Below are 26,792 nucleotides of genomic sequence, written 5' to 3'. Positions count from 1 at the left end.
GCTAGCACGACCAAAGATAACTTTACACCGTCTGTCGCAACTGACAGGGCCATTTAGCGCAGGTTCACGCTATATCGCCTCCAATCAGGCGTCGACCATGGCCATCGCCTCCTCCACATCAACTGCTACAAGACGTGAACAACCCGGCTCGTGCATGGTTACCCCCATCAACTGGTCAGCCATTTCCATGGCGATCTTGTTGTGGGTGATATAGATGAATTGCACGGTCTGACTCATCTCCTTGACCAGGCGGGCATAGCGCCCGACGTTGGCATCGTCCAATGGCGCATCGACTTCATCGAGCATGCAGAACGGTGCCGGGTTGAGTTTGAAAATGGCAAATACCAGGGCCAGTGCGGTCAGCGCCTTCTCTCCGCCCGAGAGCAGATGGATGGTGCTGTTCTTCTTGCCTGGTGGCCGCGCCATAATTGTCACCCCTGTATCGAGTAGATCTTCGCCCGTCAGTTCCAGGTAAGCGCTGCCGCCACCGAAAACTTTTGGGAAAAGTGCCTGTAAACCGGCATTTATCTGATCAAAGGTATCTTTGAAGCGGTTGCGGGTTTCCTTGTCGATCTTGCGAATGACGTTTTCCAGGGTGTCCAGGGCTTCGACCAGGTCGGCATTCTGCGCGTCGAGGTAGCGCTTGCGCTCGGACTGCTGCTGGTACTCGTCGATGGCGGCCAGGTTGATTGCGCCCAGACGCTGGATACGGGCATCGATACGCTCCAGCTCCTGCTCGGACTCCTGCTCGCTGGCCGTATCGCTCAAGGTATTCAACACCCCTTGCAAGTCGTAGCCGTCGGCCTGCAGTTGCTCCTGCAGGGTTTTACGCCGCACGCTCAAGCCCTGCCACTCCAGGCGATGCTGCTCCAGCTGACCACGCAGCAACTGCCCCTGCTGTTCGGCCTGGGTACGGCGCTTTTCCACGTCCCGCAGTTCGCGATCCGCTTCATCCATGTGCAAGCGTGCCTGGCGCATTTCGTCATCGACGCTCATGCGTTTTTCCAGCAGTTCTTCGAGTTTCAGGCGCAGCTCTTCGAGCGGCGCTTCGCCCTCTTCCAGATTCAGGCTGAGCTGCTCGCGCTTTTCAGTCAGGCGCTCCGATTGCAGCTCCAGGCGCTCCAGGGCCTGACGCGTGGAGTCATGCTGGGCGCGCAACGAACCCAGACGCACGGCCAACTGATGGGCATGATCCTTGTGCTGACGCGCCTCCTGACGCACCCGGTCAAGGCGCTCGCGCAAACTGTCGCGCTGGGCCATCAACAGCTCGCGCTGTTCGGTGTCCTGGGCCATCAGTTCCAGCGCTTCCTGCAGTTGCAGACGCGACTCACCGAGGTTTTCGCTTTCGAGGGCGCGTTGCTCGACCAGCTCGACGAGCTCTTCTTCCAGACGCCGGCGCCGCAAGCTCAATTGCTCGGCGCGCGCTTTGCCCGCGGACAGGCGTGCGTTCAGCTCACTCTGCTGACGGGCTTGATCCTGAGCATGGCGACGCAACTGCTCGCGGCGCTCTTCCAGCGCCTGCTGCTGCTCACGCTGCTGCTGAAGCTGGGCGTCGAGCAGCTCAAGTGCCGTCTCCTGCTCCTGACGCTCGAGTCCCAGTTGCTCCAGCTCCTGGGCACGGGCCAGCAGGCCACCCTGTGCGTCGCTGGCGCGATTGACCCGCAGGAAGTGGCGACCCACCCAATACCCATCGCGGCTCACCAGGCTTTGACCGGCACTCAACTGACTGCGCCGCGCCAAGGCCTGCTCCAGGTCTTCCACAGGCACGACCTGCCCCAACCAGGGCGCCAGATCGATTCGCCCCTCGACCTTGTCGAGCAGGCTGCCGGCAATTCGCGCGCTATCGGCCGTGGACTCAAGCAGGCGCAGGTCGCCCTGACTGAATGCGCCCAGGTCAAGCTGAGTGAAATCGTCGACCAGCACGGCCTGCAGGTCGGCGCCCAGCACGGTTTCTACCGCCAGTTCCCACCCCGGCGCTACCCGAAGGCCTTCGGCCAGGCGCGGGTGCTGCTCCAGGCCTTGCTCACGCAGCCATTGCGCAGTGCCGGTGCCAGGATCGAGAGCGGCTTGCTGCAGGGCCTCAAGCGACGCCAAACGGCCGCCCAGGCGTTGCAACTCGCCCTGAGCCTGCTGCTGCGCCGCTGCTGCCTGCTGAAGTTGCTCACGCAGTGCTTCCAGCTGTTCCACTACCTGCTGTTCCTGCAGGTGCAGGTCTTCAAGCACCAGGTCGCTGCTGGCCAGCTGTTCGCCCAGCTCCAGAATGGCGGCGTCTTCCGGATCCGCGCTGAGCTGGTCACGCTCTTCGCCCAGCTTGCGCTGGCGCTCGGCAAGCCGCTCCAGTGCCTGCTCAAGCTGCTGGATGCGCGCCTGCTGCACTTCAGCTTGCCGGCGCGGCTCGGCGGAACGGGTGTTGAACGTGTCCCACTGCTCCTGCCAGCCGTGCATGGTGCCTTCGGCTTCTTCCAGGCCCGCCGCCGACTCTTCGGCGGCGGCCAGGGTCATGGCCTGCTCGGGCTCGATCAGTTCGAGCTCTTCACCCAGCGTGGCCAGCAAGGTGCGGTCGTGCCCCAGGTGCGACTCGGTTTCAAGGCGCGAGCGCTCTGCTTCCTTGAGGTCATCCTGCAACTGGCGCAAACGCTGCTGGCCATGCTGGATACTCTGCTCGACCCGGGCGATGTCACCGGCGACAGAATAAAAGCGGCCCTGCACCAGATTGAAGCGTTCGGACAGCTCATGATGACCATCGCGCAAGCGCTCGATGCTGGCATCGGCATTGCGCTGCTCGGCCATCAGCGCCTCGAAGGCCACTTCCTGGTCACCGATCACCGCTTCGCGCTGGGCCACCTGCAGGTTCAGCGCCTGCCAGCGCAACGCCGACAACTGCGCCTTGAGCTGGCGCTCTTCGGCTTTGTATTCCTTGTACTTCTCGGCGGCCTGGGCCTGACGGTGCAAGCGTTCAAGCTGGCGCTCCAGCTCTTCGCGCAGGTCGGTCAGGCGTTCGAGGTTTTCGTGGGTGCGACGAATACGGTTTTCGGTCTCGCGCCGACGCTCCTTGTACTTGGAGATCCCCGCCGCTTCCTCGATGAAGTTGCGCAGGTCTTCAGGCTTGGCCTCGATCAGCTTGGAGATCATCCCCTGCTCGATGATCGAGTAGCTGCGCGGCCCCAGGCCCGTGCCGAGGAAGATATCGGTGATATCGCGGCGCCGGCATTTGGTGCCGTTGAGGTAATAGGTGTTCTGCGCGTCACGGGTAACTTTGCGGCGGATGGAGATTTCCGCATAGGCGGCGTATTCGCCGACCAGGGTGCTGTCGGAGTTATCGAACACCAGCTCGATACTGGCCTGGCTGACCGGCTTGCGGCTGGTCGAGCCATTGAAGATGACGTCGGTCATCGACTCGCCACGCAGGTTTTTCGCCGAACTTTCGCCCATCACCCAGCGCACCGCATCGATGATGTTGGACTTGCCGCAGCCATTGGGGCCGACAACGGCCGCCATGTTGCTGGGGAAGTTAACCGTAGTGGGGTCGACGAACGACTTGAACCCGGCCAGGCGAATGCACTTCAGGCGCATGCTCAGGCAGACGCCAATGCCGCCAGCACCAGCTCGCAGCTGCGCTGGCAGTATTCGGCCAGCACCGTGCGAATCCGTGCCTGGTCGCGTGCAATCACGGCCTCGAGCAGGTTGGCGAACAGGGCCAGAAAATCGCTCATCTCGGCCTTGCGTTGATCCAGCGCCAGGTAATAAGCGCGGCTCATCGCCGGCTGCAGGTTTTCAACGGTTTCCTGCAGGTAAGGATTGTTGGCGAACGGATAGGCTGCGCGCATCACCGCGAAGCTTTCTTCGACGAATGCCTTGATGTCCTGGCTCTCGAGCGCCACAGTCAGGCGCTGCTGGATCTTGAGGAATGCGAGCAGGTCGGTGTCATGACGCCAGCCCTTGGCCACGGCATTGCCCAGCAAGGTGTAAAGCTCGCCCATCAGCGTGCACAGGCTGCGTACACCGTGCTCGTCGAGTTCGGTCACGTGCGCGCCACGGCGCGGCAAGATGGTCACCAGGTGGCGACGTTCAAGGATCAGCAAGGCTTCACGCACCGAGCCGCGACTGACATTCAACGCCTGGGTGACCTTCTGTTCCTGGATCCGTTCAGCAGGCTTTAGCTCGCCGCGGATAATCCGCTCGGCCAGGTAGTGGGCAATTTGCTCGGAGAGGCTGTCCGGCGCCTTGAACGTCATGGTTGTCCTTCAAAATCATTGAACGGTGCAAAGGGCGCAATTGTAGCGCACTTGCCCCTGCGTCGCGCAGGGGCCTGGGTGCAGAAGTTGGCACGAATCACGCACCTCTGTTGCAAATAGTTATGCAAACAGTTCTGCCAGGAGCGCGGGGCTATGCTCTATAGAAGAAGCACCTGTTGCAGGTGGGTAATGGGCTGGAAAATTTCCTGACCCAGAGGTCAGAAAAATGTTGACCTAAAAATCAAGTCTGCTTACAGTCCGCTCAACAACAATAAACCGCGTGTGAGGCCTTCCCGTGATCCAGTTTCTTCTTAACCAGGAGCTGCGCAGTGAGCATGCCCTGGATCCCAACCTGACCGTGCTGCAATACCTGCGCGAGCACCTGGGCAAGTCCGGTACCAAGGAAGGCTGCGCCAGCGGCGATTGTGGTGCCTGCACCGTGGTGGTCGGCGAGCTGAGTGAAGACGACGATGGCCGCGAGCACATCCGCTACCGCAGCCTGAACTCCTGCCTGACCTTCGTCTCGTCGCTGCACGGCAAGCAACTGATCAGTGTTGAGGGCCTCAAGCATCAGGGCCAACTGCACAGCGTGCAGCAGGCCATGGCCGACTGTCACGGCTCGCAATGCGGCTTCTGTACCCCGGGCTTTGTCATGTCGCTGTTTGCCCTGCAAAAGAACAGCGATGCACCGGATCTGCACAAGGCCCAGGAAGCCCTGGCCGGCAACCTCTGTCGCTGCACCGGTTACCGCCCGATCCTCGCTGCTGCCGAACAATCCTGCTGCCAGGCCAAACCTGACCAGTTCGATACCAACCAGGCGCAAACCATCGCCCGCCTGAAAGCCATCGCACCAAGCGAAACCGGTGAGCTCAACAGTGGCGACAAGCGCTGCCTGGTGCCGTTGACCGTGGCTGATCTCGCCGACCTTTATGGCTCGCACCCCGAAGCCCGCCTGCTCGCCGGCGGGACCGACCTGGCGCTGGAAGTGACCCAGTTCCATAAAACCCTGCCGGTGATGATCTACGTCGGTAACGTTGCTGAGCTCAAGCGTATCGACAGCAACGATGAGCAGCTCGAGATCGGTGCCGCCACGCCACTGACCGACTGCTACGACGCCCTGAGCCGCGAGTACCCGGACTTCGGTGAACTGCTGCACCGTTTCGCCTCGTTGCAGATCCGCAACCAGGGCACCCTGGGCGGCAACATCGGCAACGCCTCGCCGATCGGCGACTCCCCGCCGCTGCTGATTGCCCTGGACGCACAGGTGGTGCTGCGCAAAGGTGAAAACACCCGCACCCTGGCACTGGAAGACTACTTCATCGACTACCGCATCACTGCCCGCCAGGAAAGCGAGTTCATCGAGAAGATCATCGTGCCGCGCGCCCGTAGCGGCTGGACATTCCGCGCCTACAAAGTCTCCAAGCGCCTGGATGACGATATTTCCGCCGTGTGCGCAGCGTTCAACCTACGCATTGAAAACGGCGTGGTCGAAGCCGCACGCATCGCCTTCGGCGGCATGGCCGCGATCCCCAAGCGCGCCCGTGCCTGTGAGGCCGCACTGGTGGGCAAAGCCTGGAACCAGGCCAGCATCGAGCGTGCCTGCCAGGCCCTGGCCGAAGACTTCACGCCGCTGTCGGACTTCCGCGCAAGCAAGGAATACCGTCTGCTGAGCGCGCAGAACCTGCTGCGCAAATACTTCATTGAACTGCAAACGCCGCACATCGAAACCCGGGTGACCGCTTATGTCTAATCATCACGTCGCCAAAAGCCAGGCAGAAATGGCCGCACTGTTCAGCCAGGACCTGACCACCGGTGTCGGTCGCAGCCTCAAGCACGACAGCGCCGACAAACAGGTCAGCGGTGAGGCGCAGTACATCGATGACCGCCTGGAATTCCCCAACCAGCTGCATGTGTATGCGCGCATGTCCGACCGCGCCCATGCCCGGGTGCTGAAGATCGATACCAGCCCCTGCTATGCCTTCGAAGGGGTGCGTATCGCTATCACCCACGAAGACATCCCCGGCCTCAAGGACATCGGTGCGATCATGCCCGGCGACCCGCTGCTGGCCATCGACACCGTCGAGTTCGTCGGCCAGCCGGTACTCGCCGTCGCCGCGCGCGACCTCGACACTGCACGCCGTGCGGCCATGGCCGCCATTGTTGAATACGAAGACCTGGAACCGGTTCTGGATGTCGTCGAAGCCTTGCGCAAAAAGCACTTCGTGCTCGACAGCCACACCCACAAGCGCGGCGACTCGGTCAGCGCCCTGGCCAGCGCGCCGCACCGCCTGCAAGGCACCTTGCACATCGGCGGCCAGGAACACTTCTACCTCGAAACCCAGATCTCCTCGGTGATGCCCACCGAAGACGGCGGGATGATCGTCTACTGCTCGACCCAGAACCCCACCGAAGTGCAAAAGCTGGTCGCTGAAGTGCTCGATGTGCCAATGAACAAGATCCAGGTCGACATGCGTCGCATGGGTGGCGGCTTCGGCGGCAAGGAAACCCAGGCCGCCAGCCCGGCCTGCCTGTGCGCAGTGATCGCGCGCCTGACCGGCCAGCCCACCAAGATGCGCCTGCCGCGGGTCGAGGACATGCTGATGACCGGCAAGCGTCACCCGTTCTATGTCGAATACGACGTCGGCTTCGACGACAGCGGCCGCCTGCACGGTATCAACCTCGAACTGGCCGGCAACTGCGGTTATTCGCCGGACCTTTCGGCATCGATCGTCGACCGCGCCATGTTCCACTCCGACAACGCCTACTACCTGGGCGATGCCACGGTCAACGGCCACCGCTGCAAGACCAACACCGCATCGAACACCGCCTACCGCGGCTTCGGCGGCCCGCAGGGGATGGTTGCCATCGAGGAGGTGATGGACCACATCGCCCGCCACCTGGCAACCGACCCGCTGTCGGTGCGCAAGGCCAACTACTACGGCAAGACCGAGCGCAACGTTACCCACTACTACCAGACCGTCGAGCACAACATGCTCGAGGAAATGACCGCAGAGCTGGAAGCCAGTGCCGACTACCACGAGCGCCGCGAGTCGATTCGTCGCTTCAACGCCCACAGCCCGATCCTGAAAAAAGGCCTGGCGCTGACTCCGGTTAAATTCGGCATTTCCTTTACTGCCAGTTTCCTCAACCAGGCCGGTGCGCTGGTGCACGTCTACACCGACGGCAGCATCCACTTGAACCACGGCGGCACCGAAATGGGCCAGGGCCTGAACACCAAGGTTGCGCAAGTGGTGGCCGAAGTGTTCCAGGTCGATTTTGACCGGGTTCAAATCACCGCCACCAACACCGAAAAGGTACCCAACACTTCGCCAACGGCGGCTTCCTCCGGCGCCGACCTCAACGGCAAGGCAGCGCAGAATGCGGCAGAGACCATCAAGAAACGCCTGGTCGAATTCGCCGCTCGCCAGTACAAGGTGACTGAAGAAGATGTCGAATTCCGCAACAACCATGTGCGTATCCGCGACGAGATTGTCAGCTTCGACGCACTGATCCAGCAGGCGTATTTTGCCCAGGTGTCGCTGTCGAGTACCGGCTTCTACAAAACCCCGAAAATCTATTACGACCGCAGCCAGGCCCGTGGCCGTCCGTTCTACTACTTCGCGTTCGGCGCGGCCTGCGCCGAAGTCATCGTCGACACCCTGACGGGCGAATACAAGATGCTGCGCACCGACATCCTGCACGACGTCGGCGCCTCGCTGAACCCGGCCATCGACATCGGCCAGGTGGAAGGCGGCTACGTACAGGGCATGGGCTGGCTGACCACTGAAGAACTGGTGTGGAACGCCAAGGGCAAGCTGATGACCAATGGCCCGGCGAGCTACAAGATCCCGGCCGTGGCCGACATGCCGATCGACTTCAGGGTCAAGCTGGTAGAAAACCGCAAGAACCCGGAAGACACCGTGTTCCACTCCAAAGCCGTGGGCGAACCGCCGTTCATGCTGGGCATCGCCGCCTGGTGTGCGATCAAGGATGCCGTGGCCAGCCTGGCTGACTACCGCGTGCAGCCAAAGGTCGATGCACCGGCAACCCCTGAGCGTGTGCTGTGGGGGTGTGAGCAGATGCGCAAGGCGGTGGCAGCCCGCGAGGCGGCTGTCGAGGTTGAAACCGTAGCTCCGTAACGCGCCCATCGCGGGCAAGCCTGCTCCTGCTTTGGGAGCGGGCTTGCCCGCGAAGAGGCCAGCACAGGCACCCGATAGGTAAGTGAATATGCACACCTGGATCAACGCCCTCGCCGACCTGCAAGCCCGCGGTGAAGCCTGCGTGCTGGTGACCATCATCGAAGAGCGCGGTTCGACGCCGCGCAACGCCGGCTCAAAGATGGTAGTCAGCGCCGAACAGCTGTTCGACACCATCGGTGGCGGGCACCTGGAATACAAGGCGATGAAAATCGCCCGGCAAATGCTTGCCGAACGTCGCGAATCTCCCCACCTGGAGCGTTTCAGCCTCGGCGCCAGCCTTGGCCAGTGCTGCGGTGGCGCCACGGTGCTGCTGTTCGAGCCTATGGGCCAGGTTCAAGCGCAGATCGCCGTGTTCGGCGCAGGCCATGTCGGCCGAGCTCTGGTACCCTTGCTCGCCGCGCTGCCATGCAGGGTGCGCTGGATCGACTCACGCGAACAGGAATTCCCCGAAAGCATTCCCGCCGGAGTCAGCAAGATTGTCAGTGAAGAGCCGGTCGATGAAGTAGACGACCTGCCCGCCGGCAGCTATTGCATCGTCATGACCCACAACCATCAACTGGACCTGGAACTGACGGCCGCAATCCTCAAACGCAACGATTTCACCTGGTTCGGTTTGATCGGCTCGAAAACCAAACGCGTCAAGTTCGAGCATCGCCTGCGCGAACGCGGCTACACCGACGAGCGCCTGCAACGCATGCGTTGCCCGATGGGCCTGGCCGAGGTCAAGGGCAAGCTGCCGATCGAGATCGCCGTGTCCATCGCCGCAGAAATCATTGCCACCTACAACGCCAGCTTTGGCCAGCACGACAATGCTACCAACGCCGGCCCCATTGCCCAATTGCTGCCGCCTTCACGGCGCAGCCAAGCCATATGACGAGAGCCCTATGAGCGCAACCCGCAAAGCCTACCGTGCCGCCATCCTGCACAGCATCGCCGACCCTGCCGAAGTGGGCATCGAGGCGTCGTACCAGTATTTCGAAGACGGCCTGCTGGTGGTCGACAACGGCAAGATCAGCGCCCTGGGGCATGCCAGCGAACTGCTGCCGACACTGCCTGCCGACATTGAAGTGCAGCACCATCAGGACGCACTGATCACCCCTGGCTTTATCGATACCCATATCCACTTCCCGCAGACCGGCATGATCGGTTCCTACGGTGAGCAACTGCTGGACTGGCTCAACACCTACACCTTCCCGTGCGAGAAGCAGTTTGCCGACAAGGCACACGCCGACACGGTGGCGAAGATCTTCGTCGAAGAACTGCTGCGCAACGGCACCACCACCGCCCTGGTGTTTGGCAGCGTGCACCCCGAGTCGGTCAATGCCTTCTTTGAAGAAGCAGAGCGGCTGGACCTGCGCATGATCGCCGGCAAGGTGATGATGGATCGCAATGCCCCGGACTACCTGACCGACACCGCTGAGTCCGGCTACACCGAAAGCAAAGCGCTGATCGAGCGCTGGCACGGCAAGGGCCGCCTGCACTATGCAGTCACCCCGCGCTTTGCCCCCACCAGCACACCGGAACAACTGGCATTGGCCGGTCAATTGCTGGGCGAATTCCCTGACCTGTACATGCACACGCACCTGAGCGAAAACCTCAAGGAAATCGACTGGGTCAAGGAGCTGTTCCCGGAGCGCAAGGGCTACCTCGACGTCTACGACCACTTCAAGCTGCTCGGTGAGCGCTCGGTGTTCGCCCACGGTGTGCACCTGTGCGACGAGGAATGTCAGCGTCTGGCCGAAACCGGTTCGGCCGTGGCGTTCTGCCCGACCTCCAACCTGTTTCTGGGCAGCGGCTTGTTCAACCTGCCACAGGCGGAACGTTTCAAGGTCAAGGTCGGCCTGGGGACGGATGTCGGCGCAGGCACCAGCTTCTCGCTGCTCAACACCCTCAATGAGGCGTACAAGGTCATGCAACTTCAGGGGGCGCGCCTGAGCCCGTTCAAGTCACTGTACCTGGCGACACTGGGCGGTGCCCAGGCGCTGTACCTGGATGACCGCATCGGCAGCCTCAAGCCGGGCAACGATGCCGACTTCGTAGTCCTCGACTATAAAGCGACGCCGTTGATGGACTACCGCATCCAGCAATCGAACAGCATCGACGAGACGCTGTTCGTGCTGATGACCCTGGGCGACGACCGTACCGTCAAACAGACGTTCGCCGCCGGGCGCTGCGTGCACCAGCGCTAAGGCTCACGAGCCAGGCCGCGGTACAGCGCGCCGCCGATCACTGCCCCGATCAGCGGCGCCACCCAGAACAGCCACAGCTGCTGCAGCGCCCAGCCGCCGACAAACAGCGCAGGCCCGGTGCTACGCGCCGGGTTGACCGAGGTGTTGGTCACCGGAATCGAGATCAAGTGGATCAGGGTCAGTGCCAGGCCAATGGCAATCGGCGCAAAGCCTGCCGGTGCACGGCTGTCGGTGGCGCCCATGATGATCAGGATGAACATCGCAGTCATCACAACTTCACTGGCAAAACCTGCCGCCAATGAATAGCCGGCCGGCGAATGCTCGGCATAGCCGTTGGAAGCCAGGCCCGAAGACAACTCGAAGCCCGCCTTGCCGCTGGCGATGAAGTAGATCACGCCCGCAGCAATGATGGCCCCGATCACTTGAGCAACAACGTAAGGAATGAGTTCTTTAGCCGGGAAACGCCCGCCAACTACCAGCCCCAGCGAGACGGCCGGGTTCAGATGGCACCCCGAAATGTGGCCGATTGCAAAAGCCATCGTCAGCACGGTCAGGCCAAAGGCCAACGCCACCCCGACCAGCCCGATCCCCGCCGGTAACGAGGCGGCTAACACCGCACTGCCGCAGCCGCCCAACACCAACCAGAAGGTTCCGATCAGCTCCGCACCCATGCGCTTGCCCAGAGGCATCGACATATTCCATTCCTCATCGAGTTGAAGTTCCACGCTTAACGCGCAAGCCCAACTGCTGGATGAAGGTTTGCGGTAATGAACAGGTGAGAATCTAGCAGAGGATGGTTGAAGTGCCAGTTGGCCTGAAACGCATCACCGGCAAGCCTGCTCCTGCTTCGCGGGAGTCGGCTTGCGGTGATAGAGCGATAGGGCTTCAGCCCTTGAGGGGAGCGGCACCGCGTTTTTTGGTTTGCAGCAGATGCGAGAACACCGCGTGCAGGTCATCCGAGGCGCTGTCTTCGTCGAGGTTGAGCTTGCTGTCGATGTGGTCCATGTGATGCATCATCAGGCTGACCGCCAGGTTGACGTCGCGGGCCTCGATGGCATCAATCAACTGCATGTGCTCGTCGTAGGAGCAGTGCGAGCGGTTGCCACTTTCGTACTGGGCGATGATCAGCGAGGTTTGCGACACCAGGCTGCGCTGAAAGCTGATCAAGGGCGCATTGCCTGCAGCTTCAGCCAGTTTCAGGTGGAACTCGCCGGACAGGCGAATGCCTGCACCGCGGTCGCCACGGGAGAAGCTGTCGCGCTCGTCACGCACCATCTGGCGCAGCTCGTTGAGCTGCTCGGCGGTTGCATGCTCGACCGCAAGCTCGGTGATTGCACGCTCGACCATGCGCCGCGAGAAGAACACCTGACGCGCTTCTTCGACGGTCGGGCTGGCGACCACGGCGCCGCGATTGGGCCGCAGCAGCACCACGCTTTCATGGGCCAGGCGCGACAGCGCACGACGAATGATGGTGCGGCTGACACCAAAGATTTCCCCCAGCGCTTCCTCGCTCAATTTGGTACCCGGCGCCAGGCGCTGTTCGAGAATGGCCTCGAAAATGTGCGCGTAGACGATATCGTCCTGGGTTCCACTGCGTCCGGCCTTGCCGGTACGTACAGGTTTCTTGAGGGGTTGCAGCTGTTCGTTCATGGGCGCTCGTGCACGGAAATCCACCAATCGGACCCTGACTTTAATAGCAGTCAGCGGGGCGAAGGCAAGTCCTGGTCAGAAAATTAAACGATTAAGGTATGGACGCATTGTACACAGGCGCAGCGATTTCTGCAGGGGATGATGGCCTTTATAGCTAGACGCAGAAATTATTTGAGCACAACACCAAAAACATTATTTGCATTCTTTGTATACAAACGCATAATCCATGCGTGCAACTTCCTGACTCAGAAGTCAACAAACGGTCCGGTCGCCTGCCATCCCATCCGCCTCACAGAGCTCCCCAGTGCGTGCGCAGGACTGGCTCTGAAAAACAAGAAAAGACTTGAGGAGTACATGCTGTGGAAAGCCGCAAATCCGAAGCCCCTACGCTGGATCTTGCCCCACCGCTCGAAACGAGCTGGCTGGAGCGGATTTTCAAACTCAAGCTACATGGCACCACCGTCAAAACCGAAATGATCGCCGGGTTGACCACCTTCATCACCATGGCCTACATCATTTTCGTCAACCCCAACATCATGGCCGATGCCGGCATCGATCACGGTGCGGCGTTCGTCGCCACCTGCATCGCTGCCGCCCTGGGCTGCCTGTTGATGGGCCTGTATGCCAACTGGCCGGTCGGCCTGGCTCCGGGCATGGGGCTCAACGCCTTCTTCACCTACACAGTGGTCGGAACCATGGGCTACACCTGGGAAGCGGCACTGGGCGCAGTGTTCGTCTCCGGGGTGCTGTTCATGCTACTGACCCTGTCGCGCGTACGTGAATGGCTGCTCAACAGCATTCCCGTGAGCTTGCGTCATGCAATGGGTGCCGGCGTCGGATTGTTTCTCGGACTGATCGGTCTTAAAACTGCCGGAATTGTCGTCGACAGCCCGGCCACCCTGATCAAGCTCGGCTCCCTGCACGAGCCTGGCCCGCTGCTGGCGGCGATCTGCTTCCTGATGATCGCGGTACTCAGCTATCACCGCGTGTTTGGCGCGATCCTGATCAGCATCATCAGCGTCACCCTCGCTGGCTGGGGCCTGGGCCTGGTCGAGTACGGCGGCCTGTTCTCGCTGCCGCCAAGCCTGGCGCCGACCTGGATGGCCATGGATGTTGCAGGCGTGTTCAACGTCAGCATGATTGCCGTGGTGTTTGCCTTCCTCTTCGTGCACATGTTCGACACCGCCGGCACCCTGATGGGCGTCGCCCAGCGGGCCAATCTGGTAAACGCCGACGGTCGCATCGAAAACCTCTCGCGGGCCCTGAAGGCTGATAGCGCATCGAGCGTATTCGGCGCGGTGGTCGGCGTACCGCCGGTCACCAGCTACGTGGAGAGTGCTGCCGGTGTCGCTGCAGGGGGGCGTACTGGCCTGACGGCGGTGGTGGTCGGCCTGTTCTTCATCGCTGCAATGTTCTTCGCACCACTGGCCGGGATGATTCCCGCCTATGCCACGGCGGGTGCGTTGATCTACGTCGCCATGCTGATGATGGGCAGCATGGCCCACATCAACTGGGATGAGGCCACCGACAGCATTCCGGCCATCGTGACCGCAATCATGATGCCGCTGACCTTCTCGGTGGCCGACGGTATTGCCCTGGGCTTTATCACTTATGTGGTGCTCAAGGCCGGTACCGGGCGTTTCAGCGAGATCTCGGCGAGCCTGTGGGTGCTGACCGCGATTTTCATTGCCAAGTTCGTGTTCCTGTAAACACAACGCCGTGTAAACAGAGCCTCACCTTCGGGTGGGGCTTTTTTATTCATCGCGCACAACCTCTGTAGGAGCAGATTAATCCGCGATGGAGCGCGCAGCGGCCCCAGACCTTGGGACTGCCATGCAGTCCATCGCGGCGGTCCGGCGTCCCGGCAAATCCGCTCCTACCAAAACCTGGGCAAAAAAAAGCCCGCCAGTGTGATAGCGGGCAAGGACCTACGAAGATTCTTCTAGCGACCAACTAGCTTCCACGATAGGTCGAGTAACTGTACGGCGAGATCAACAGGGGCACGTGGTAGTGATCCTGCTCGGCGCTGATGCCAAAACGCAGAACCACAACGTCCAGGAATGCATGCTCGGGCAACTGCACACCACGGGCACGGTAGTAATCGCCGGCATTGAACTGCAGCTGGTAAACGCCACTGCGATAATCCTCGCCCTGCAACAGCGGTGCATCGCAACGACCGTCGCTGTTGGTCAGGGCAGTGTTTACCAGTTCCAGCTGCTGGCCTTCGACCCGGTACAGCTCGACCTTGATCGAGCTGCCAGGGCAGCCATGTGCGGCATCCAGTACATGCGTGGTCAATCGTCCCATTGCTTGCTCGCCTCTGTTCTGTCTGTGGGCAAAAAATCCCGCACGGCACCGGCAGGGGGCACGGCAACGTACGACTGTCGGATTATTAAGACATTTTTCTGTAAAATTGTACACAATAATTAGGTATTCTTTCCTGGCAGCGCCCTACCCCCCTGTAAATACGCCATCAGTCGCAAAACCATACAGCTGGCCATTGATCGCGTCATAAGCTGACCAATCAGGCAGATTTCTTGCAGAGGGTTTTCCGGGGCCAGCCATGAAGAAATACGAAAAAACAGGCTTACAAACCGCAAACAAAGTTGTATACAATCATCTCATCGACGTGGGCGATACCCTACCCGGGCACCACGCCATCCGTTTACACGTATAAGAAGGAAGACTGCAGTGAGCGCTGATTATCCTCGCGACCTGATCGGTTACGGCAATACCCCACCCCATCCGCGCTGGCCGGGGAATGCCCGCATCGCTTTGTCTTTCGTGCTCAATTACGAAGAAGGTGGTGAACGCAACATTCTTCACGGAGACAAGGAATCAGAAGCCTTTCTCTCGGAAATGGTCGCCGCCCAGCCCCTGCAGGGCGCTCGTAACATGAGCATGGAATCGCTCTACGAGTATGGCAGCCGTGCCGGTGTCTGGCGCTTGCTCAAGCTGTTCAAGGACACTGGCGTGCCGATGACTATCTTTGCCGTCGCCATGGCTGCCCAGCGTCACCCGGACGTGATCCGTGCCATGGTCGAAGCCGGCCACGAAATCTGCAGCCACGGCTACCGCTGGATCGACTACCAGAACATGGATGAGGCGCAGGAGCGCGAGCACATGCTCGAAGCCATCCGTATCCTCACCGAACTGACCGGCGAACGCCCACTGGGCTGGTACACCGGCCGCACCGGGCCGAACACCCGCCGCCTGGTGATGGAGGAAGGCGGCTTCCTCTACGACAGCGACACCTATGACGATGACCTGCCCTACTGGGAACCGAACAACCCGACCGGCAAAGCGCACCTGGTGATCCCGTACACCCTGGACACCAACGACATGCGTTTCACTCAGGTTCAGGGTTTCAACTGTGGCGAGCAGTTCTTCCAGTATCTGAAAGATGCCTTCGACGTGCTCTACGAAGAAGGTGCCGAAGCGCCAAAAATGCTCTCCATCGGCCTGCACTGCCGCCTGGTCGGCCGCCCTGCACGTCTGGCCGCGCTCAAGCGCTTCATCGAATACGCCAAGAGCCATGACCAGGTCTGGTTCACCCGGCGCGTGGACATCGCCCGTCACTGGCATGCCACCCACCCTTACAAAGCCGAGACCGTCTCATGACCGCGTTCAAAACCCTCACGCCTTCGACCCTGGAACGCCAGGCATTCGTTGAAGCGTTTGCCGACATCTACGAACACTCGCCGTGGGTTGCCGAAAAAGCCTACGACCTGGGCCAACTGCAGGAAATCGATCAGATCGAAGCCCTGCACCAGCGCATGAGCGACATTCTCCTGAGTGCCGATCACGCCGCCCAGCTGGCCTTGATCAACGCTCACCCGGACCTCGCCGGCAAAGCCGCGATCCAGGGCGAACTGACCGAATCGAGCACCAATGAACAGGCCGGCGCCGGTATCCACCAGTGCACCGCCGAAGAGTTCGAGCGCTTTACCGAACTCAACGACGCCTACAAGGCCAAGTTCCAGTTTCCGTTCATCATGGCGGTAAAAGGCAGCAATCGGCACCAGATCCTCGCCTCGTTCGAAAAACGCATCCACAACTCGGTAGAAGCCGAGTTCAAGGAAGCGCTGGCGCAGATCAACCTGATTGCCCTGTTCCGCCTGCTGCAACTTTAAGGGCAAGGCCAGCCTTACCCTCCACAACACAGAATAAAGAGATACCGCATGCGCACTTTAGTGATTGAGCCCTTGACCAAAGAAGCCTTCGCCCCTTTCGGTGACGTGATCGAAACCGACGGCAGCGACCACTTCATGATCAACAACGGTTCGACCATGCGCTTCCACAAGCTGGCCACGGTACAAACCGCCCAGCCTGAGGACAACGCGATCATCAGCATCTTCCGTGCCGACGCACAGGACATGCCACTGACCGTACGCATGCTGGAGCGCCATCCGCTGGGCAGCCAGGCGTTTATTCCGCTGCTCGGCAACCCCTTTCTGATCGTGGTCGCGCCCGTTGGCGATGCACCTGTATCAGGTTTGGTCCGTGCTTTTGTCAGCAATGGCAAGCAGGGCATTAATTACCATCGCGGCGTCTGGCACCACCCGGTGCTGACGATCGAAAAGCGGGATGACTTCCTGGTGGTTGATCGCAGTGGCACTGGCAACAACTGCGATGAGCATTTTTTCAATGAGGATGAGCAACTGATCCTCGCCCCCCACCAATAAGAGAAGACCTGAGCACCCGGATACAGGGTGCCAGGGTAGAGGTAAAGACTGTGGAAGCACATCTGTTGGAATGGCTGAACCTGAGCGTGCGTTGGGTTCACATGATCACTGGCGTGGCATGGATTGGCGCGTCGTTCTACTTCGTCTGGCTGGAAAACAACCTCAATCGCGCCAACCCGCGCGACGGTCTGTCCGGCGATCTCTGGGCGATTCACGGTGGCGGGATCTACCACCTGGAGAAGTACAAGCTGGCTCCGCCAAAAATGCCGGAGAACCTGCACTGGTTCAAATGGGAAGCCTACTTCACCTGGATGTCGGGTATTGCCCTGCTGTGCCTGGTGTTCTACTGGAACCCGACGCTGTACCTGCTGGCACCTGGCAGCACCCTGAGCGGCGCTGAAGGTATCGCCATCGGTGTCGGCTCGCTGATCGCCGGCTGGTTCATCTACGACTTCCTCTGCGACTCGCCACTGGGCAAGCGCCCTGGCCTGCTCGGCCTGGTGCTGTTCGTGCTGGTCATTGCCGCCTGCTACGGTTTCAGCCAGGTATTCAGCGGTCGTGGTGCGTACCTGCACACCGGCGCGATCATCGGCACCATCATGGTCGGTAACGTATTCCGCATCATCATGCCGGCCCAGCGTCAGCTGGTCGCTGCCATCGAAGCCAACCAGACCCCGGATCCGCTCCTGCCGGCCAAGGGCCTGCTGCGCTCGCGTCACAACAACTACTTCACCCTGCCGGTGCTGTTCATCATGATCAGCAACCACTTCCCGAGCACCTACGGTAGCCAGTACAACTGGTTGATCCTGGGCGGCATCGCTGTGGCTGCAGTGTTGGTACGTCACTACTTCAACACCCGTCACGACAGCAACAAATACGCCTGGACCCTGCCAGTCGGTGCCTTGTCGATGATCTGCCTGGCGTACGTCACCGGCCCTGCGCCGATGCCGACCGCACCTGAGCAGGCTGCGGCCAAGATCGAATACCAACCGCTGCCGGAAACGGCGCTGGGTGGCAAGACTGCCGCCGAGAAAGCTGCAGAGAAAGCCGCCGAACCTGCCCAGGCAGCTGCCCCGGCTGAAGAACAGGCTGCCCCTGTGGCGAAACTGGACGATGCCGGCTTCGACAAGATCCACAGCGTCATCCAGGAACGTTGCGCCGTGTGCCATTCGGCCAAGCCGACCAGCCCGCTGTTCAGCGCAGCCCCTGCCGGGGTCATGCTCGACACTCCGCAACAGATCCAGCAACAGGCCGCGCGCATTCAGGCGCAAGCCGTCGCCACGCAGATCATGCCCCTGGGCAACATCACTCAGATGACCCAGCAGGAACGTGAACTGATTGGCGCGTGGATCGCCAAAGGTGCTCCAACGAACTAAGCAACAGGCTTCAAGCGGCAAGCTACAAGCTGCAAGCCAAGCGCCACCACCTGCTCTCCTTGAGGCGTGGCGCTTGAAGCTTGCAGCTCAAAGAATAAAAACAAAACCGAGGTGTTGCATGTCCGAGTCACGCAAGGCGTACATCCCCGTTGCGCCCCCACGACAGCCACTGCCAATGCTCCAACTGTTCCTGGTGGGTCTTCAACATGTCTTGCTGATGTACGGAGGCGCGATTGCCGTGCCACTGATCATCGGCCAGGCCGCCGGCCTTTCTCGTGAAGAAGTCGCTTTCCTGATCAATGCCGACCTACTGGTCGCTGGTGTCGCCACCATCGTCCAGTCGTTCGGCATTGGCGCAGTCGGCATCCGTATGCCGGTGATGATGGGCGCAAGCTTTGCTGCAGTCGGCAGCATGGTGGCCATGGCCGGAATGCCCGGTGTCGGCCTGCAAGGCATCTTTGGTGCGACCATCGCCGCCGGTTTCTTCGGCATGCTGATCGCCCCGTTCATGTCCAAGGTGGTGCGTTTCTTCCCACCACTGGTGACCGGCACGGTCATCACCTCGATTGGTCTTTCGCTGTTTCCGGTTGCGGTCAACTGGGCCGGCGGCGGTGCCAGCGCCGAAACCTTCGGCTCCCCCATCTACCTGATTGTTGCTGGCCTGGTGCTGGCGACCATCCTCCTGGTCAACCGCTTCATGCGCGGTTTCTGGGTCAATGTCTCGGTACTGATCGGCATGGGCCTGGGTTATATCCTGGCCGGCTCGATCGGCATGGTCGACCTCTCCGGCCTCGACGAGGCACCCTGGGTGCAAGTGGTAACGCCGCTGCACTTCGGCATGCCGACCTTCAGCCTGGCGCCGATCTTGTCGATGTGCCTGGTGGTGGTGATCATCTTCGTCGAATCCACCGGGATGTTCCTGGCCCTTGGCAAGGTCACTGACCGCGAAGTCACCCCGGGCATGCTGCGCCGCGGGCTGATGTGCGACGCCGGCGCCTCCTTCGTTGCCGGTTTCTTCAACACCTTCACCCACTCCTCCTTCGCCCAGAACATCGGCCTGGTGCAGATGACCGGCGTACGTTGCCGTTACGTCACGGTGGTTGCCGGTGGTTTCCTGATCCTGCTCAGCCTGCTGCCCAAGGCCGCCTTCCTGATCGCCTCGATTCCGCCAGCGGTACTGGGCGGCGCGTCCATCGCCATGTTCGGCATGGTCGCCGCCACCGGGATCAAGATCCTCCAGGAAGCCGATATCGCCGACCGCCGCAACCAGTTGCTGGTCGCCGTCAGCGTCGGCATGGGCCTGATTCCCGTGGTGCGCCCGGAGTTCTTCGCGCAGATGCCGCAATGGATGGAACCCATCACCCACAGCGGTATCGCTATGGCCACGGTCAGCGCGCTGATCCTCAACCTGCTGTTCAACATTCTTGGCGGCGCCGAGCGCGCAGCGCACAACGAAGCCGCCCACCAGCACTGAGTCTTGGGGCGGCGCTTGCCGCCCGGTATCACCCGAGCACTACGCAGGACCGTCGACCCGTGGGAGCGGGTCGGCCGGGGCGTCTCGCGCCGAATACCCAAACCAACAATAACAAAGCCGGGAATCACAACATGAAGGGCATCACCACCTCACTCCTGTTGGGTAGCAGTCTGCTGGCCGCATTGCCAGCCACCGCAGGAGACCTGCTGCTTTGGCAGACCAACAGCCTCTCCTACCTGTACGGCACCAAATTCGAGGTCAACCCTGCGATCCAGCAGACAGTGACCTTTGAGCACGCCGACAAATGGAAATACGGCGATAACTTCCTGTTTATCGACAAGATCTTTTACAACGGCGGCACAGACCGCAACAAAGGCAACAACACCTATTACGGTGAGTTCAGCCCACGCTTGTCGTTCGGCAAGATCTTCGACCGCAAATTCGAATTCGGCCCCATCAAAGACGTGTTGATCGCCATGACCTACGAGTCTGGCGAAGGTGACAACGAAGCCTACCTGATCGGTCCAGGCTTCGACCTGGCGATTCCCGGCTTCAACTACTTCACCCTCAACATCATGCAGCGCAACACCGAAGGCAGCCGCCCGGGTGATGGCGTCTGGCAGATCACACCAACATTCTCCTACACCATTCCTGCGGGCAAATCGGACATTCTCGTCGATGGCTACATGGACTGGGTCGTCGACAACGACGAGACCCGCCGCGGTACCTATCACGCCAACCTGCACTTCAACCCTCAGGTCAAATATGACCTGGGCAAGGCGCTGAACTACGGCGCCAAGCAGCTGTACGTAGGTTTTGAGTACAGCTACTGGAAGGACAAATACGGCATCGAAAACAGCGGTCGACTGGACACCCAGCAAAGCGTTGCCAGTGCCCTGGTCAAGTTTCACTTTTGATTCCTGACCAATTGATCATCTTTAGTTCCACCACTCCAGGACGGAGTACTTGAGGAGCAACGCGCAAGTCAGTAATCTGCGCGGCCCCTCGATCAGGGCAGGACGGATCCTGCCTGCGTTTGCTGACCGCTCAGTCAATGAATTCGGGCGGTTGGCAGGCGTAACGCCAACCTGAAAGACCCTTTTCAGCTGTTCAGAGAGACGTCGAGCAGGATTGTTGTGCCGTACCCGGAAAGTTGGCGCAGCACTTGCCAATTAGCTGTGGCCAATCGAAAAAAACTGACTCAAAAGACAAGTATTACAACGTAACGGTGCCACCCAGAGTACCGACAACAGAATCAATCAAGGGAGCAACACAGCGATGCGCATGACCACTAGCCTGATTCTCGCCGGCAGCCTGCTGGCGGCCAGCACGGCCGCCAGCGCCGACGACCTGCTGCAATGGCAGAACAACAGCCTGACCTACCTGTGGGGCAAGAACTTCGCCGTCAACCCGGAAATCCAGCAGACCGTGACCTTCGAGCACGCCGATGCCTGGAAGTACGGTGACAACTTCTTCTTCGTCGACAAGATCTTCTACAACGGCGATAAAGACTTCAACAACGGCGACAACACCTACTACGGCGAATTCAGCCCGCGCCTGTCGTTCGGCAAGATCTTCGACCAGAAGCTGGAATTCGGCCCGGTCAAGGACGTGCTGCTGGCCATGACCTACGAGTTTGGCGAAGGCGACACCGAGTCCTACCTGATCGGCCCGGGCTTTGACCTGGCGATCCCAGGCTTTGACTACTTCCAGTTGAACTTCTACCAGCGCAACACCGAAGGCAGCCGCGCCGGTGACAACGTCTGGCAGATCACCCCGGTATGGGCCTACACCATCCCTGTGGGTAACTCGGACATTCTCATCGACGGCTTCATGGACTGGGTTGTGGATAATGACGCGACCAGCCGCCGTGGCACCTACCACGCCAACCTGCACTTCAACCCACAGGTCAAATATGACCTGGGTAAAGCGCTGAACTGGGGCGAGAAGCAACTCTATGTCGGTTTCGAATACGACTACTGGAAGAACAAGTACGGGATCAAGGACAGCGACGCGTTTGATACCGACCAGAACACGGCGAGTTTCCTGATCAAAGCGCACTTCTGATCGAAGCGGCTCCCACAGGGTCTGGATCAACACCCGACCCTGTAGGGGCTGGCCTTGCCAACGCTAACGCCATCAGCCTCTGGCAGCACGCCAGAGCTTGCCGACCACCGCGACCACCGCCAGTACCGCAGCACCTGCCACAATCCCCACCCCGCCATTGAGCAAGGCACCGGTCAACGCCCCGCCCCGCCCTTCGCTGAACGCTTCAATGGCGTGATGCAGCGGCGCCACGCCATGCACCAGGATGCCGCCGCCGACCAGGAACATCGCCGCAGTGCCAATCACCGACAGGCTCTTCATCATGTACGGCGCCGCACGCAGGATGCCGTTGCCCAGCGCCTGTGCCGCCCGAGAAGCTTTCTGGGTCAGCCACAAGCCCAGGTCATCAAGTTTGACGATACCGGCAACCAGGCCGTACACACCGATGGTCATGACAATGGCAATACCCGACAACACGATGATTTGCTGGGTCAACGGCGCATCGGCGACCGTGCCCAGGGTAATCGCAATGATTTCTGCCGAAAGAATGAAGTCGGTACGGATCGCGCCCTTGATCTTGGTTTGCTCATAGGCCACCAGATCAACTGCGGGATCGGCCACCGCCTCGACGTGCGCCGCCTGCTCGGCCTGCTCTTCTTCCTTGTTGTGAAGAAACTTGTGCGCCAGCTTTTCGAAGCCCTCGAAACACAGAAACGCACCGCCCACCATCAATAGCGGGGTCACCGCCCAAGGGATGAAGGCGCTGATCAACAACGCTGCCGGCACCAGGATCAGCTTGTTCAGGAACGAACCCTTGGCCACCGCCCAGACCACCGGGATCTCCCGCTCGGCACGCACGCCGGTGACCTGCTGCGCATTGAGCGCCAGGTCGTCGCCCAGCACACCGGCGGTCTTTTTTGCCGCGACTTTGGTCATCACCGACACATCGTCGAGTACGGTGGCGATATCGTCGATCAATACCAATAAGCTACTTCCTGCCATGCGTTACTCCCAAAAAACATTGACCTGAGCCAGCGTAGTGCAGATACCGAATAGCCTACGTTGCAGGTTGAACAAAGCCACATGACCATAAGTAACGAACTACAGCGCTCAAACATAGACGTTTCTAGCATGCAGGAGCCGCATCAATGCGACACCTCATTCAAACCAAGGAGCGTTTTCATGTTAAAACCGGCACTGTTGCTGTTGCTACCTGCCCTGTTCGCCAGCCACGCCATGGCCAGCACTGTTGAATTTTGCCCCAACCCGAAAGAAATCCAGAACACCCTCGGTGTCCTCACTGTGAAGACAGAGAGCGGCGAAGGAGAGTGGGTTGGTGTATTGAGAAACCCCAAGGCATCAATTACTGCCTTCGACAGCGCCATATTCTACTCTTATGACAATGCCGTCGAAGGCGTAGGACGACTTCGAGCCTGCAGGTTTGCTTCCTCGGACAATCAAATGGTGGATATGCACTACCGTCCGGACGTAGCCCCAGACATCTCGATCCGCTTGGCCTGGGCCCCTGCATGGGAAAAGAAAAAGGGTGCGTTCGGTTCAACCTATTTCGAGTGCCGCCATCAGGACCTCCAAGGCTGCGCGTTCAAAGAGGCTAAATAGCCATAAGGCCATGCCCCGATCCGCGTTTGAAGCGGTCGGGTGCACAACGTGTGGTGCTCTAATTCAATGATCCTGCTACCATCCGTGCTCGCAGCGTCAAAGGACCGCCAGCACCATGAGTACCATTCGCGAGCGCAACAAGGAGCTGATCCTGCGCGCGGCCAGTGAAGAATTCGCCGACAAGGGCTTCGCCGCCACCAAGACCAGCGACATCGCGGCCAAGGCCGGGCTGCCCAAGCCAAACGTCTATTACTATTTCAAGTCCAAGGAAAACCTCTACCGCGAGGTATTGGAAAGCATTATCGAGCCGATCATGCAGGCGTCCACCCCGTTCAATGCCGAGGGTGACCCCAAAGAAGTGCTCAGCGCCTATATCCGCTCGAAAGTGCGCATCTCCCGCGACCTGCCCTTCGCCTCCAAGGTGTTTGCCAGCGAGATCATGCACGGCGCCCCGCACCTGAGCCCCAACCAGGTCGAGCAACTCAACGACCAGGCCCGCCACAACATTGAATGCATCCAGGCCTGGATCGACCGCGGCCAGATCGCCAAGGTCGACCCGCACCACCTGATGTTCAGCATCTGGGCTGCGACGCAAACCTACGCCGACTTCGATTGGCAGATCTCGGTGGTTACCGGCAAGGCCAAGCTTGAAGACAGCGATTACGAAGCGGCGACGCAGACCATCATTCGCCTGGTGCTCAAAGGGTGTGAGCCAGACGCCTGACAGGCAGCGCCTGGATCCGTAGGAGCCAGGCTTGCCGGCGAAGGGCTGCGCAGCAGCCCCAAATTCGTCAGGCCGCTACACCAGCATCTGCAGTCAAACCTGCCTCTTCGATCGCACTGATCGCACACTGCTCATCGATATCAGACGTATCACCACTGATACCGATCGCCCCCAGCACCACGCCCTGCTGATTGCGGATCAGCACGCCGCCAGGCGCAGGCACCACCGGGCTTTGCCCCAGACCATTGAGCGCGGCAAAAAATGCCGGGCGTTGCTGCGCGTCCAGCGCCAGCAAGCGCGAGCCCTTACCCAGCGCAATCGCGCCCCACGCCTTGCCCATCGCCACTTGCGGACGCAGCAGGCTGGCGCCGTCTTCACGCTGTAGCGCCAGCAGGTGACCACCGTTGTCGAGCACCGCCACCGTTAACGGAGCGGAGGAAATCTTGCGGCCTGCAGCCAGCGCGGCGTTCACCAGGCTGACAGCGACTTTCAGAGTCAAAGCGTTCATGGAAAGGTCCTCTTGTTGTTAGAAGCCCTGAGGGCAGGTGTGAAATCAATAGAACAAATAGAACACAATGGCGAATTTTTTTGTATACAATATTTTCAGCGCGACAAACCAATTCTGACGAAACGCCTTTCTTAAGGCCTTCCCGACGAATGCCCCCATCGCCGATGAAAATGGATTGACCAGAGTCGCCTGGCGTGAATACACTCTGACGAAAAGCCATTTGTATACAATTACAAAATCAAAGAGGCACAAAACCATGAGCAAAATGAGAGCAATCGATGCAGCCGTTCTGGTGATGCGCCGCGAAGGTGTTGAAACCGCGTTTGGTATTCCGGGTGCTGCAATCAACCCGCTGTACTCGGCCCTGAAGAAAGTCGGCGGTATCGATCACGTCCTCGCTCGCCACGTTGAAGGCGCCTCGCACATGGCCGAGGGCTACACCCGCACCAAAGCCGGCAACATCGGCGTGTGCATCGGCACCTCCGGCCCCGCCGGTACCGACATGGTCACCGGTCTGTACAGCGCCTCCGCCGACTCCATCCCGATCCTGTGCATCACCGGCCAGGCGCCGCGTGCCCGCATGCACAAGGAAGATTTCCAGGCCGTCGACATCACCAGCATCGTCAAGCCGGTGACCAAGTGGGCGACCACCGTTCTGGAACCAGGCCAGGTGCCTTACGCGTTCCAGAAAGCCTTCTATGAAATGCGCTCCGGCCGTCCAGGCCCAGTGCTGATCGACCTGCCGTTCGACGTGCAGATGGCCGAGATCGAATTCGACATCGACGCCTACCAGCCGCTGCCGGTACAAAAGCCTGCCGCCAACCGCATCCAGGTCGAAAAAGCCCTGGCCATGCTCGACAGCTCCGAGCGTCCGCTGCTGGTCGCCGGTGGTGGCATCATCAACGCCGATGCCTGCGACAAACTGGTCGAGTTCGCTGAACTGACCGGCATCCCGGTTATCCCGACCCTGATGGGCTGGGGCATCATCCCGGACGATCACCCGCTGATGGTCGGCATGGTCGGTCTGCAAACCTCGCACCGCTACGGCAACGCCACCATGCTCAAGTCGGACGTGGTGCTGGGTATCGGTAACCGTTGGGCCAACCGTCACACCGGTTCGGTCGACGTCTACACCGAAGGCCGTCGCTTCATTCACGTCGACATCGAACCGACCCAGATCGGTCGCGTATTCACCCCGGACCTGGGTATCGTTTCCGATGCTGGCGCCGCCCTGGACGTGTTCCTCGAAGTGGCTCGCGAGTGGAAAGCCGCCGGCAAGCTCAAGGACCGCAGCGCCTGGCTGGAAGACTGCCAGCAGCGCAAATCGAGCCTGCAGCGCAAGACCCATTTCGACAACGTGCCGGTCAAGCCACAGCGCGTGTACCAGGAAATGAACCAGGTGTTCGGCAAAGACACCTGCTACGTCAGCACCATCGGGCTGTCGCAGATCGCCGGCGCGCAGTTCCTGCACGTGTACAAGCCGCGTCACTGGATCAACTGCGGCCAGGCCGGCCCACTGGGCTGGACCATTCCTGCCGCCCTGGGTGTGGTCAAGGCTGACCCGACCCGCAAGGTCGTCGCACTGTCGGGTGACTATGACTTCCAGTTCATGATCGAAGAGCTGGCCGTGGGTGCACAGTTCAACCTGCCGTACGTCCACGTACTGGTGAACAACTCGTACCTGGGGCTGATTCGTCAGGCCCAACGTGGCTTCGAGATGGATTACTGTGTGCAGCTGGCGTTCGAAAACGTCAACGCACCGGAACTCAATGGCTACGGCGTCGATCACGTCGCCGTGGTCGAAGGCCTGGGCTGCAAGGCCCTGCGCGTGACCGAGCCTGGCGAAATCGCCCCGGCCCTGCTCAAGGCGCAAAAGCTGGCTGAAGAGTTCAAGGTTCCGGTGGTGGTCGAGGTTATCCTCGAGCGCGTCACCAACATTTCCATGGGCACCGAAATCAACGCGGTCAACGAATTCGAAGACCTGGCACTGGTCGGCAACGACGCGCCAACCGCGATTTCCCTGCTCGACTGATCGCAGATTGGCCCCGGTGCGTGATGCCCGGGGCCCACCTTTGCAAGGAGACAT

22 protein-coding genes are annotated in these 26,792 nt (G+C 60.4%); 15 read left to right on the top strand and 7 right to left on the bottom strand.

What is annotated here, in order from left to right; all coding sequences use genetic code 11:
* Positions 1-84: 84 nt before the first annotated feature.
* Positions 85-3,573: a chromosome segregation protein SMC gene (gene smc / locus DM813_RS16315; RefSeq protein ID WP_128324425.1), complete on the bottom strand. Its 3,489-nt coding sequence runs from the start codon at positions 3,571-3,573 to the stop codon at positions 85-87.
* Between the two features lie 2 nt (positions 3,574-3,575).
* Positions 3,576-4,235, bottom strand: a complete 660-nt coding sequence (locus DM813_RS16310; protein WP_128324424.1) for a GntR family transcriptional regulator — start codon at positions 4,233-4,235, stop codon at positions 3,576-3,578.
* Positions 4,236-4,530: 295 nt separating this feature from the next.
* On the opposite strand from DM813_RS16310, the gene xdhA reads away from it, so the two are divergent.
* The 4 genes from xdhA to guaD all read left to right on the top strand — a co-directional run bounded on the left by xdhA (position 4,531) and on the right by guaD (position 10,623).
* A complete protein-coding gene (gene xdhA, locus DM813_RS16305) occupies positions 4,531-5,985 on the top strand; it encodes a xanthine dehydrogenase small subunit (RefSeq protein ID WP_128324423.1) in 1,455 nt (484 codons plus the stop codon).
* Positions 5,978-8,374, top strand: coding sequence for a xanthine dehydrogenase molybdopterin binding subunit (gene xdhB, locus DM813_RS16300; protein ID WP_128324422.1), 2,397 nt, complete (start codon positions 5,978-5,980; stop codon positions 8,372-8,374). The genes xdhA and xdhB overlap by 8 nt, the downstream gene beginning before the upstream one ends.
* Before the next feature lie 88 nt (positions 8,375-8,462).
* Positions 8,463-9,308 (top strand): xanthine dehydrogenase accessory protein XdhC, encoded by an 846-nt coding sequence (gene xdhC, locus DM813_RS16295; RefSeq protein WP_128324421.1) that lies wholly within the window; start codon positions 8,463-8,465, stop codon positions 9,306-9,308.
* 10 nt (positions 9,309-9,318) lie between these two features.
* Complete coding sequence (gene guaD / locus DM813_RS16290; protein WP_128324420.1) at positions 9,319-10,623, top strand: guanine deaminase; 1,305 nt, start codon at positions 9,319-9,321, stop codon at positions 10,621-10,623.
* Here guaD and aqpZ read toward each other — a convergent pair.
* On the bottom strand, positions 10,620-11,318 hold the full coding sequence (aqpZ, locus tag DM813_RS16285) for an aquaporin Z (protein WP_128324419.1): 699 nt from the start codon (positions 11,316-11,318) through the stop codon (positions 10,620-10,622). The two genes, guaD and aqpZ, sit on opposite strands and share 4 nt — an antisense overlap.
* Before the next feature lie 190 nt (positions 11,319-11,508).
* Positions 11,509-12,273: a GntR family transcriptional regulator gene (locus DM813_RS16280; protein WP_128324418.1), complete on the bottom strand. Its 765-nt coding sequence runs from the start codon at positions 12,271-12,273 to the stop codon at positions 11,509-11,511.
* Between the two features lie 359 nt (positions 12,274-12,632).
* Between DM813_RS16280 and DM813_RS16275 the strand changes: the two genes are divergently transcribed.
* Positions 12,633-13,982 (top strand): NCS2 family permease, encoded by a 1,350-nt coding sequence (locus DM813_RS16275; RefSeq protein WP_038613228.1) that lies wholly within the window; start codon positions 12,633-12,635, stop codon positions 13,980-13,982.
* Between the two features lie 244 nt (positions 13,983-14,226).
* Here the strand turns inward: DM813_RS16275 and uraH are convergent, their stop codons facing one another.
* A complete protein-coding gene (gene uraH / locus DM813_RS16270; RefSeq protein ID WP_128324417.1) occupies positions 14,227-14,580 on the bottom strand; it encodes a hydroxyisourate hydrolase in 354 nt (117 codons plus the stop codon).
* Between the two features lie 384 nt (positions 14,581-14,964).
* On the opposite strand from uraH, the gene puuE reads away from it, so the two are divergent.
* The 7 genes from puuE (at position 14,965) to DM813_RS16235 (ending at position 21,875) form a co-directional block, all read left to right on the top strand.
* A complete protein-coding gene (puuE, locus tag DM813_RS16265) occupies positions 14,965-15,894 on the top strand; it encodes an allantoinase PuuE (protein ID WP_128324416.1) in 930 nt (309 codons plus the stop codon).
* Positions 15,891-16,406: a 2-oxo-4-hydroxy-4-carboxy-5-ureidoimidazoline decarboxylase gene (gene uraD / locus DM813_RS16260; RefSeq protein WP_128324415.1), complete on the top strand. Its 516-nt coding sequence runs from the start codon at positions 15,891-15,893 to the stop codon at positions 16,404-16,406. Before puuE ends, uraD begins: the two co-directional genes overlap by 4 nt.
* Positions 16,407-16,454: 48 nt before the next feature.
* Complete coding sequence (locus DM813_RS16255) at positions 16,455-16,958, top strand: ureidoglycolate lyase (RefSeq protein WP_128324414.1); 504 nt, start codon at positions 16,455-16,457, stop codon at positions 16,956-16,958.
* A 50-nt stretch (positions 16,959-17,008) separates the two neighbouring features.
* Positions 17,009-18,334 carry a urate hydroxylase PuuD gene (locus DM813_RS16250; RefSeq protein ID WP_128324413.1) on the top strand — a complete coding sequence of 442 codons (1,326 nt, stop codon included), beginning with the start codon at positions 17,009-17,011 and terminating at the stop codon, positions 18,332-18,334.
* A 118-nt stretch (positions 18,335-18,452) separates the two neighbouring features.
* The gene (locus DM813_RS16245) at positions 18,453-19,808 is read left to right on the top strand and encodes a nucleobase:cation symporter-2 family protein (protein WP_128324412.1); all 1,356 of its coding nucleotides are present in this window, start codon (positions 18,453-18,455) and stop codon (positions 19,806-19,808) included.
* Between the two features lie 131 nt (positions 19,809-19,939).
* Complete coding sequence (locus DM813_RS16240) at positions 19,940-20,725, top strand: outer membrane protein OmpK (RefSeq protein WP_128324411.1); 786 nt, start codon at positions 19,940-19,942, stop codon at positions 20,723-20,725.
* Positions 20,726-21,086: 361 nt separating this feature from the next.
* Entirely contained in the window at positions 21,087-21,875 is a 789-nt protein-coding gene (locus DM813_RS16235; RefSeq protein ID WP_128324410.1) for an outer membrane protein OmpK, read from the top strand.
* 72 nt (positions 21,876-21,947) lie between these two features.
* On the opposite strand, the gene DM813_RS16230 is transcribed toward DM813_RS16235, so the two are convergent.
* Positions 21,948-22,856, bottom strand: a complete 909-nt coding sequence (locus DM813_RS16230) for a DUF808 domain-containing protein (RefSeq protein ID WP_128324409.1) — start codon at positions 22,854-22,856, stop codon at positions 21,948-21,950.
* A gap of 180 nt (positions 22,857-23,036) precedes the next feature.
* Between DM813_RS16230 and DM813_RS16225 the strand changes: the two genes are divergently transcribed.
* Together DM813_RS16225 and DM813_RS16220 are read left to right on the top strand one after the other, a co-directional pair.
* A complete protein-coding gene (locus tag DM813_RS16225) occupies positions 23,037-23,474 on the top strand; it encodes a DUF3757 domain-containing protein (RefSeq protein WP_164897259.1) in 438 nt (145 codons plus the stop codon).
* Positions 23,475-23,589: 115 nt separating this feature from the next.
* On the top strand, positions 23,590-24,198 hold the full coding sequence (locus DM813_RS16220) for a TetR/AcrR family transcriptional regulator (RefSeq protein ID WP_128324407.1): 609 nt from the start codon (positions 23,590-23,592) through the stop codon (positions 24,196-24,198).
* 67 nt (positions 24,199-24,265) lie between these two features.
* On the opposite strand, the gene DM813_RS16215 is transcribed toward DM813_RS16220, so the two are convergent.
* Positions 24,266-24,706, bottom strand: coding sequence for a GlcG/HbpS family heme-binding protein (locus tag DM813_RS16215; RefSeq protein WP_128324406.1), 441 nt, complete (start codon positions 24,704-24,706; stop codon positions 24,266-24,268).
* Between the two features lie 256 nt (positions 24,707-24,962).
* Between DM813_RS16215 and gcl the strand changes: the two genes are divergently transcribed.
* Complete coding sequence (gene gcl / locus DM813_RS16210) at positions 24,963-26,738, top strand: glyoxylate carboligase (RefSeq protein WP_128324405.1); 1,776 nt, start codon at positions 24,963-24,965, stop codon at positions 26,736-26,738.
* Positions 26,739-26,792: the final 54 nt, after the last annotated feature.

The organism is Pseudomonas alkylphenolica, assembly GCF_004025535.1.
GTDB lineage: Bacteria > Pseudomonadota > Gammaproteobacteria > Pseudomonadales > Pseudomonadaceae > Aquipseudomonas > Aquipseudomonas alkylphenolica_A.
The sequence above is the reverse complement of the archived record's forward strand: the minus strand, read 5'-3'. Positions and strand labels throughout refer to the sequence as shown.

What these genes read in the sequence shown, in the direction of transcription:
- DM813_RS16310 (WP_128324424.1), bottom strand. Translation starts at nt 4,235, where the DNA reads ATGACGTTCAAGGCGCCGGACAGCCTCTCCGAGCAAATTGCCCACTAC.
- xdhB (WP_128324422.1), top strand. Translation starts at nt 5,978, where the DNA reads ATGTCTAATCATCACGTCGCCAAAAGCCAGGCAGAAATGGCCGCACTG.
- gcl (WP_128324405.1), top strand. Translation starts at nt 24,963, where the DNA reads ATGAGCAAAATGAGAGCAATCGATGCAGCCGTTCTGGTGATGCGCCGC.
- DM813_RS16220 (WP_128324407.1), top strand. Translation starts at nt 23,590, where the DNA reads ATGAGTACCATTCGCGAGCGCAACAAGGAGCTGATCCTGCGCGCGGCC.
- DM813_RS16225 (WP_164897259.1), top strand. Translation starts at nt 23,037, where the DNA reads ATGTTAAAACCGGCACTGTTGCTGTTGCTACCTGCCCTGTTCGCCAGC.
- uraD (WP_128324415.1), top strand. Translation starts at nt 15,891, where the DNA reads ATGACCGCGTTCAAAACCCTCACGCCTTCGACCCTGGAACGCCAGGCA.
- DM813_RS16240 (WP_128324411.1), top strand. Translation starts at nt 19,940, where the DNA reads ATGAAGGGCATCACCACCTCACTCCTGTTGGGTAGCAGTCTGCTGGCC.
- DM813_RS16280 (WP_128324418.1), bottom strand. Translation starts at nt 12,273, where the DNA reads ATGAACGAACAGCTGCAACCCCTCAAGAAACCTGTACGTACCGGCAAG.
- guaD (WP_128324420.1), top strand. Translation starts at nt 9,319, where the DNA reads ATGAGCGCAACCCGCAAAGCCTACCGTGCCGCCATCCTGCACAGCATC.
- xdhC (WP_128324421.1), top strand. Translation starts at nt 8,463, where the DNA reads ATGCACACCTGGATCAACGCCCTCGCCGACCTGCAAGCCCGCGGTGAA.
- DM813_RS16245 (WP_128324412.1), top strand. Translation starts at nt 18,453, where the DNA reads ATGTCCGAGTCACGCAAGGCGTACATCCCCGTTGCGCCCCCACGACAG.
- DM813_RS16230 (WP_128324409.1), bottom strand. Translation starts at nt 22,856, where the DNA reads ATGGCAGGAAGTAGCTTATTGGTATTGATCGACGATATCGCCACCGTA.
- aqpZ (WP_128324419.1), bottom strand. Translation starts at nt 11,318, where the DNA reads ATGTCGATGCCTCTGGGCAAGCGCATGGGTGCGGAGCTGATCGGAACC.
- DM813_RS16215 (WP_128324406.1), bottom strand. Translation starts at nt 24,706, where the DNA reads ATGAACGCTTTGACTCTGAAAGTCGCTGTCAGCCTGGTGAACGCCGCG.
- uraH (WP_128324417.1), bottom strand. Translation starts at nt 14,580, where the DNA reads ATGGGACGATTGACCACGCATGTACTGGATGCCGCACATGGCTGCCCT.
- DM813_RS16255 (WP_128324414.1), top strand. Translation starts at nt 16,455, where the DNA reads ATGCGCACTTTAGTGATTGAGCCCTTGACCAAAGAAGCCTTCGCCCCT.
- smc (WP_128324425.1), bottom strand. Translation starts at nt 3,573, where the DNA reads ATGCGCCTGAAGTGCATTCGCCTGGCCGGGTTCAAGTCGTTCGTCGAC.
- DM813_RS16235 (WP_128324410.1), top strand. Translation starts at nt 21,087, where the DNA reads ATGCGCATGACCACTAGCCTGATTCTCGCCGGCAGCCTGCTGGCGGCC.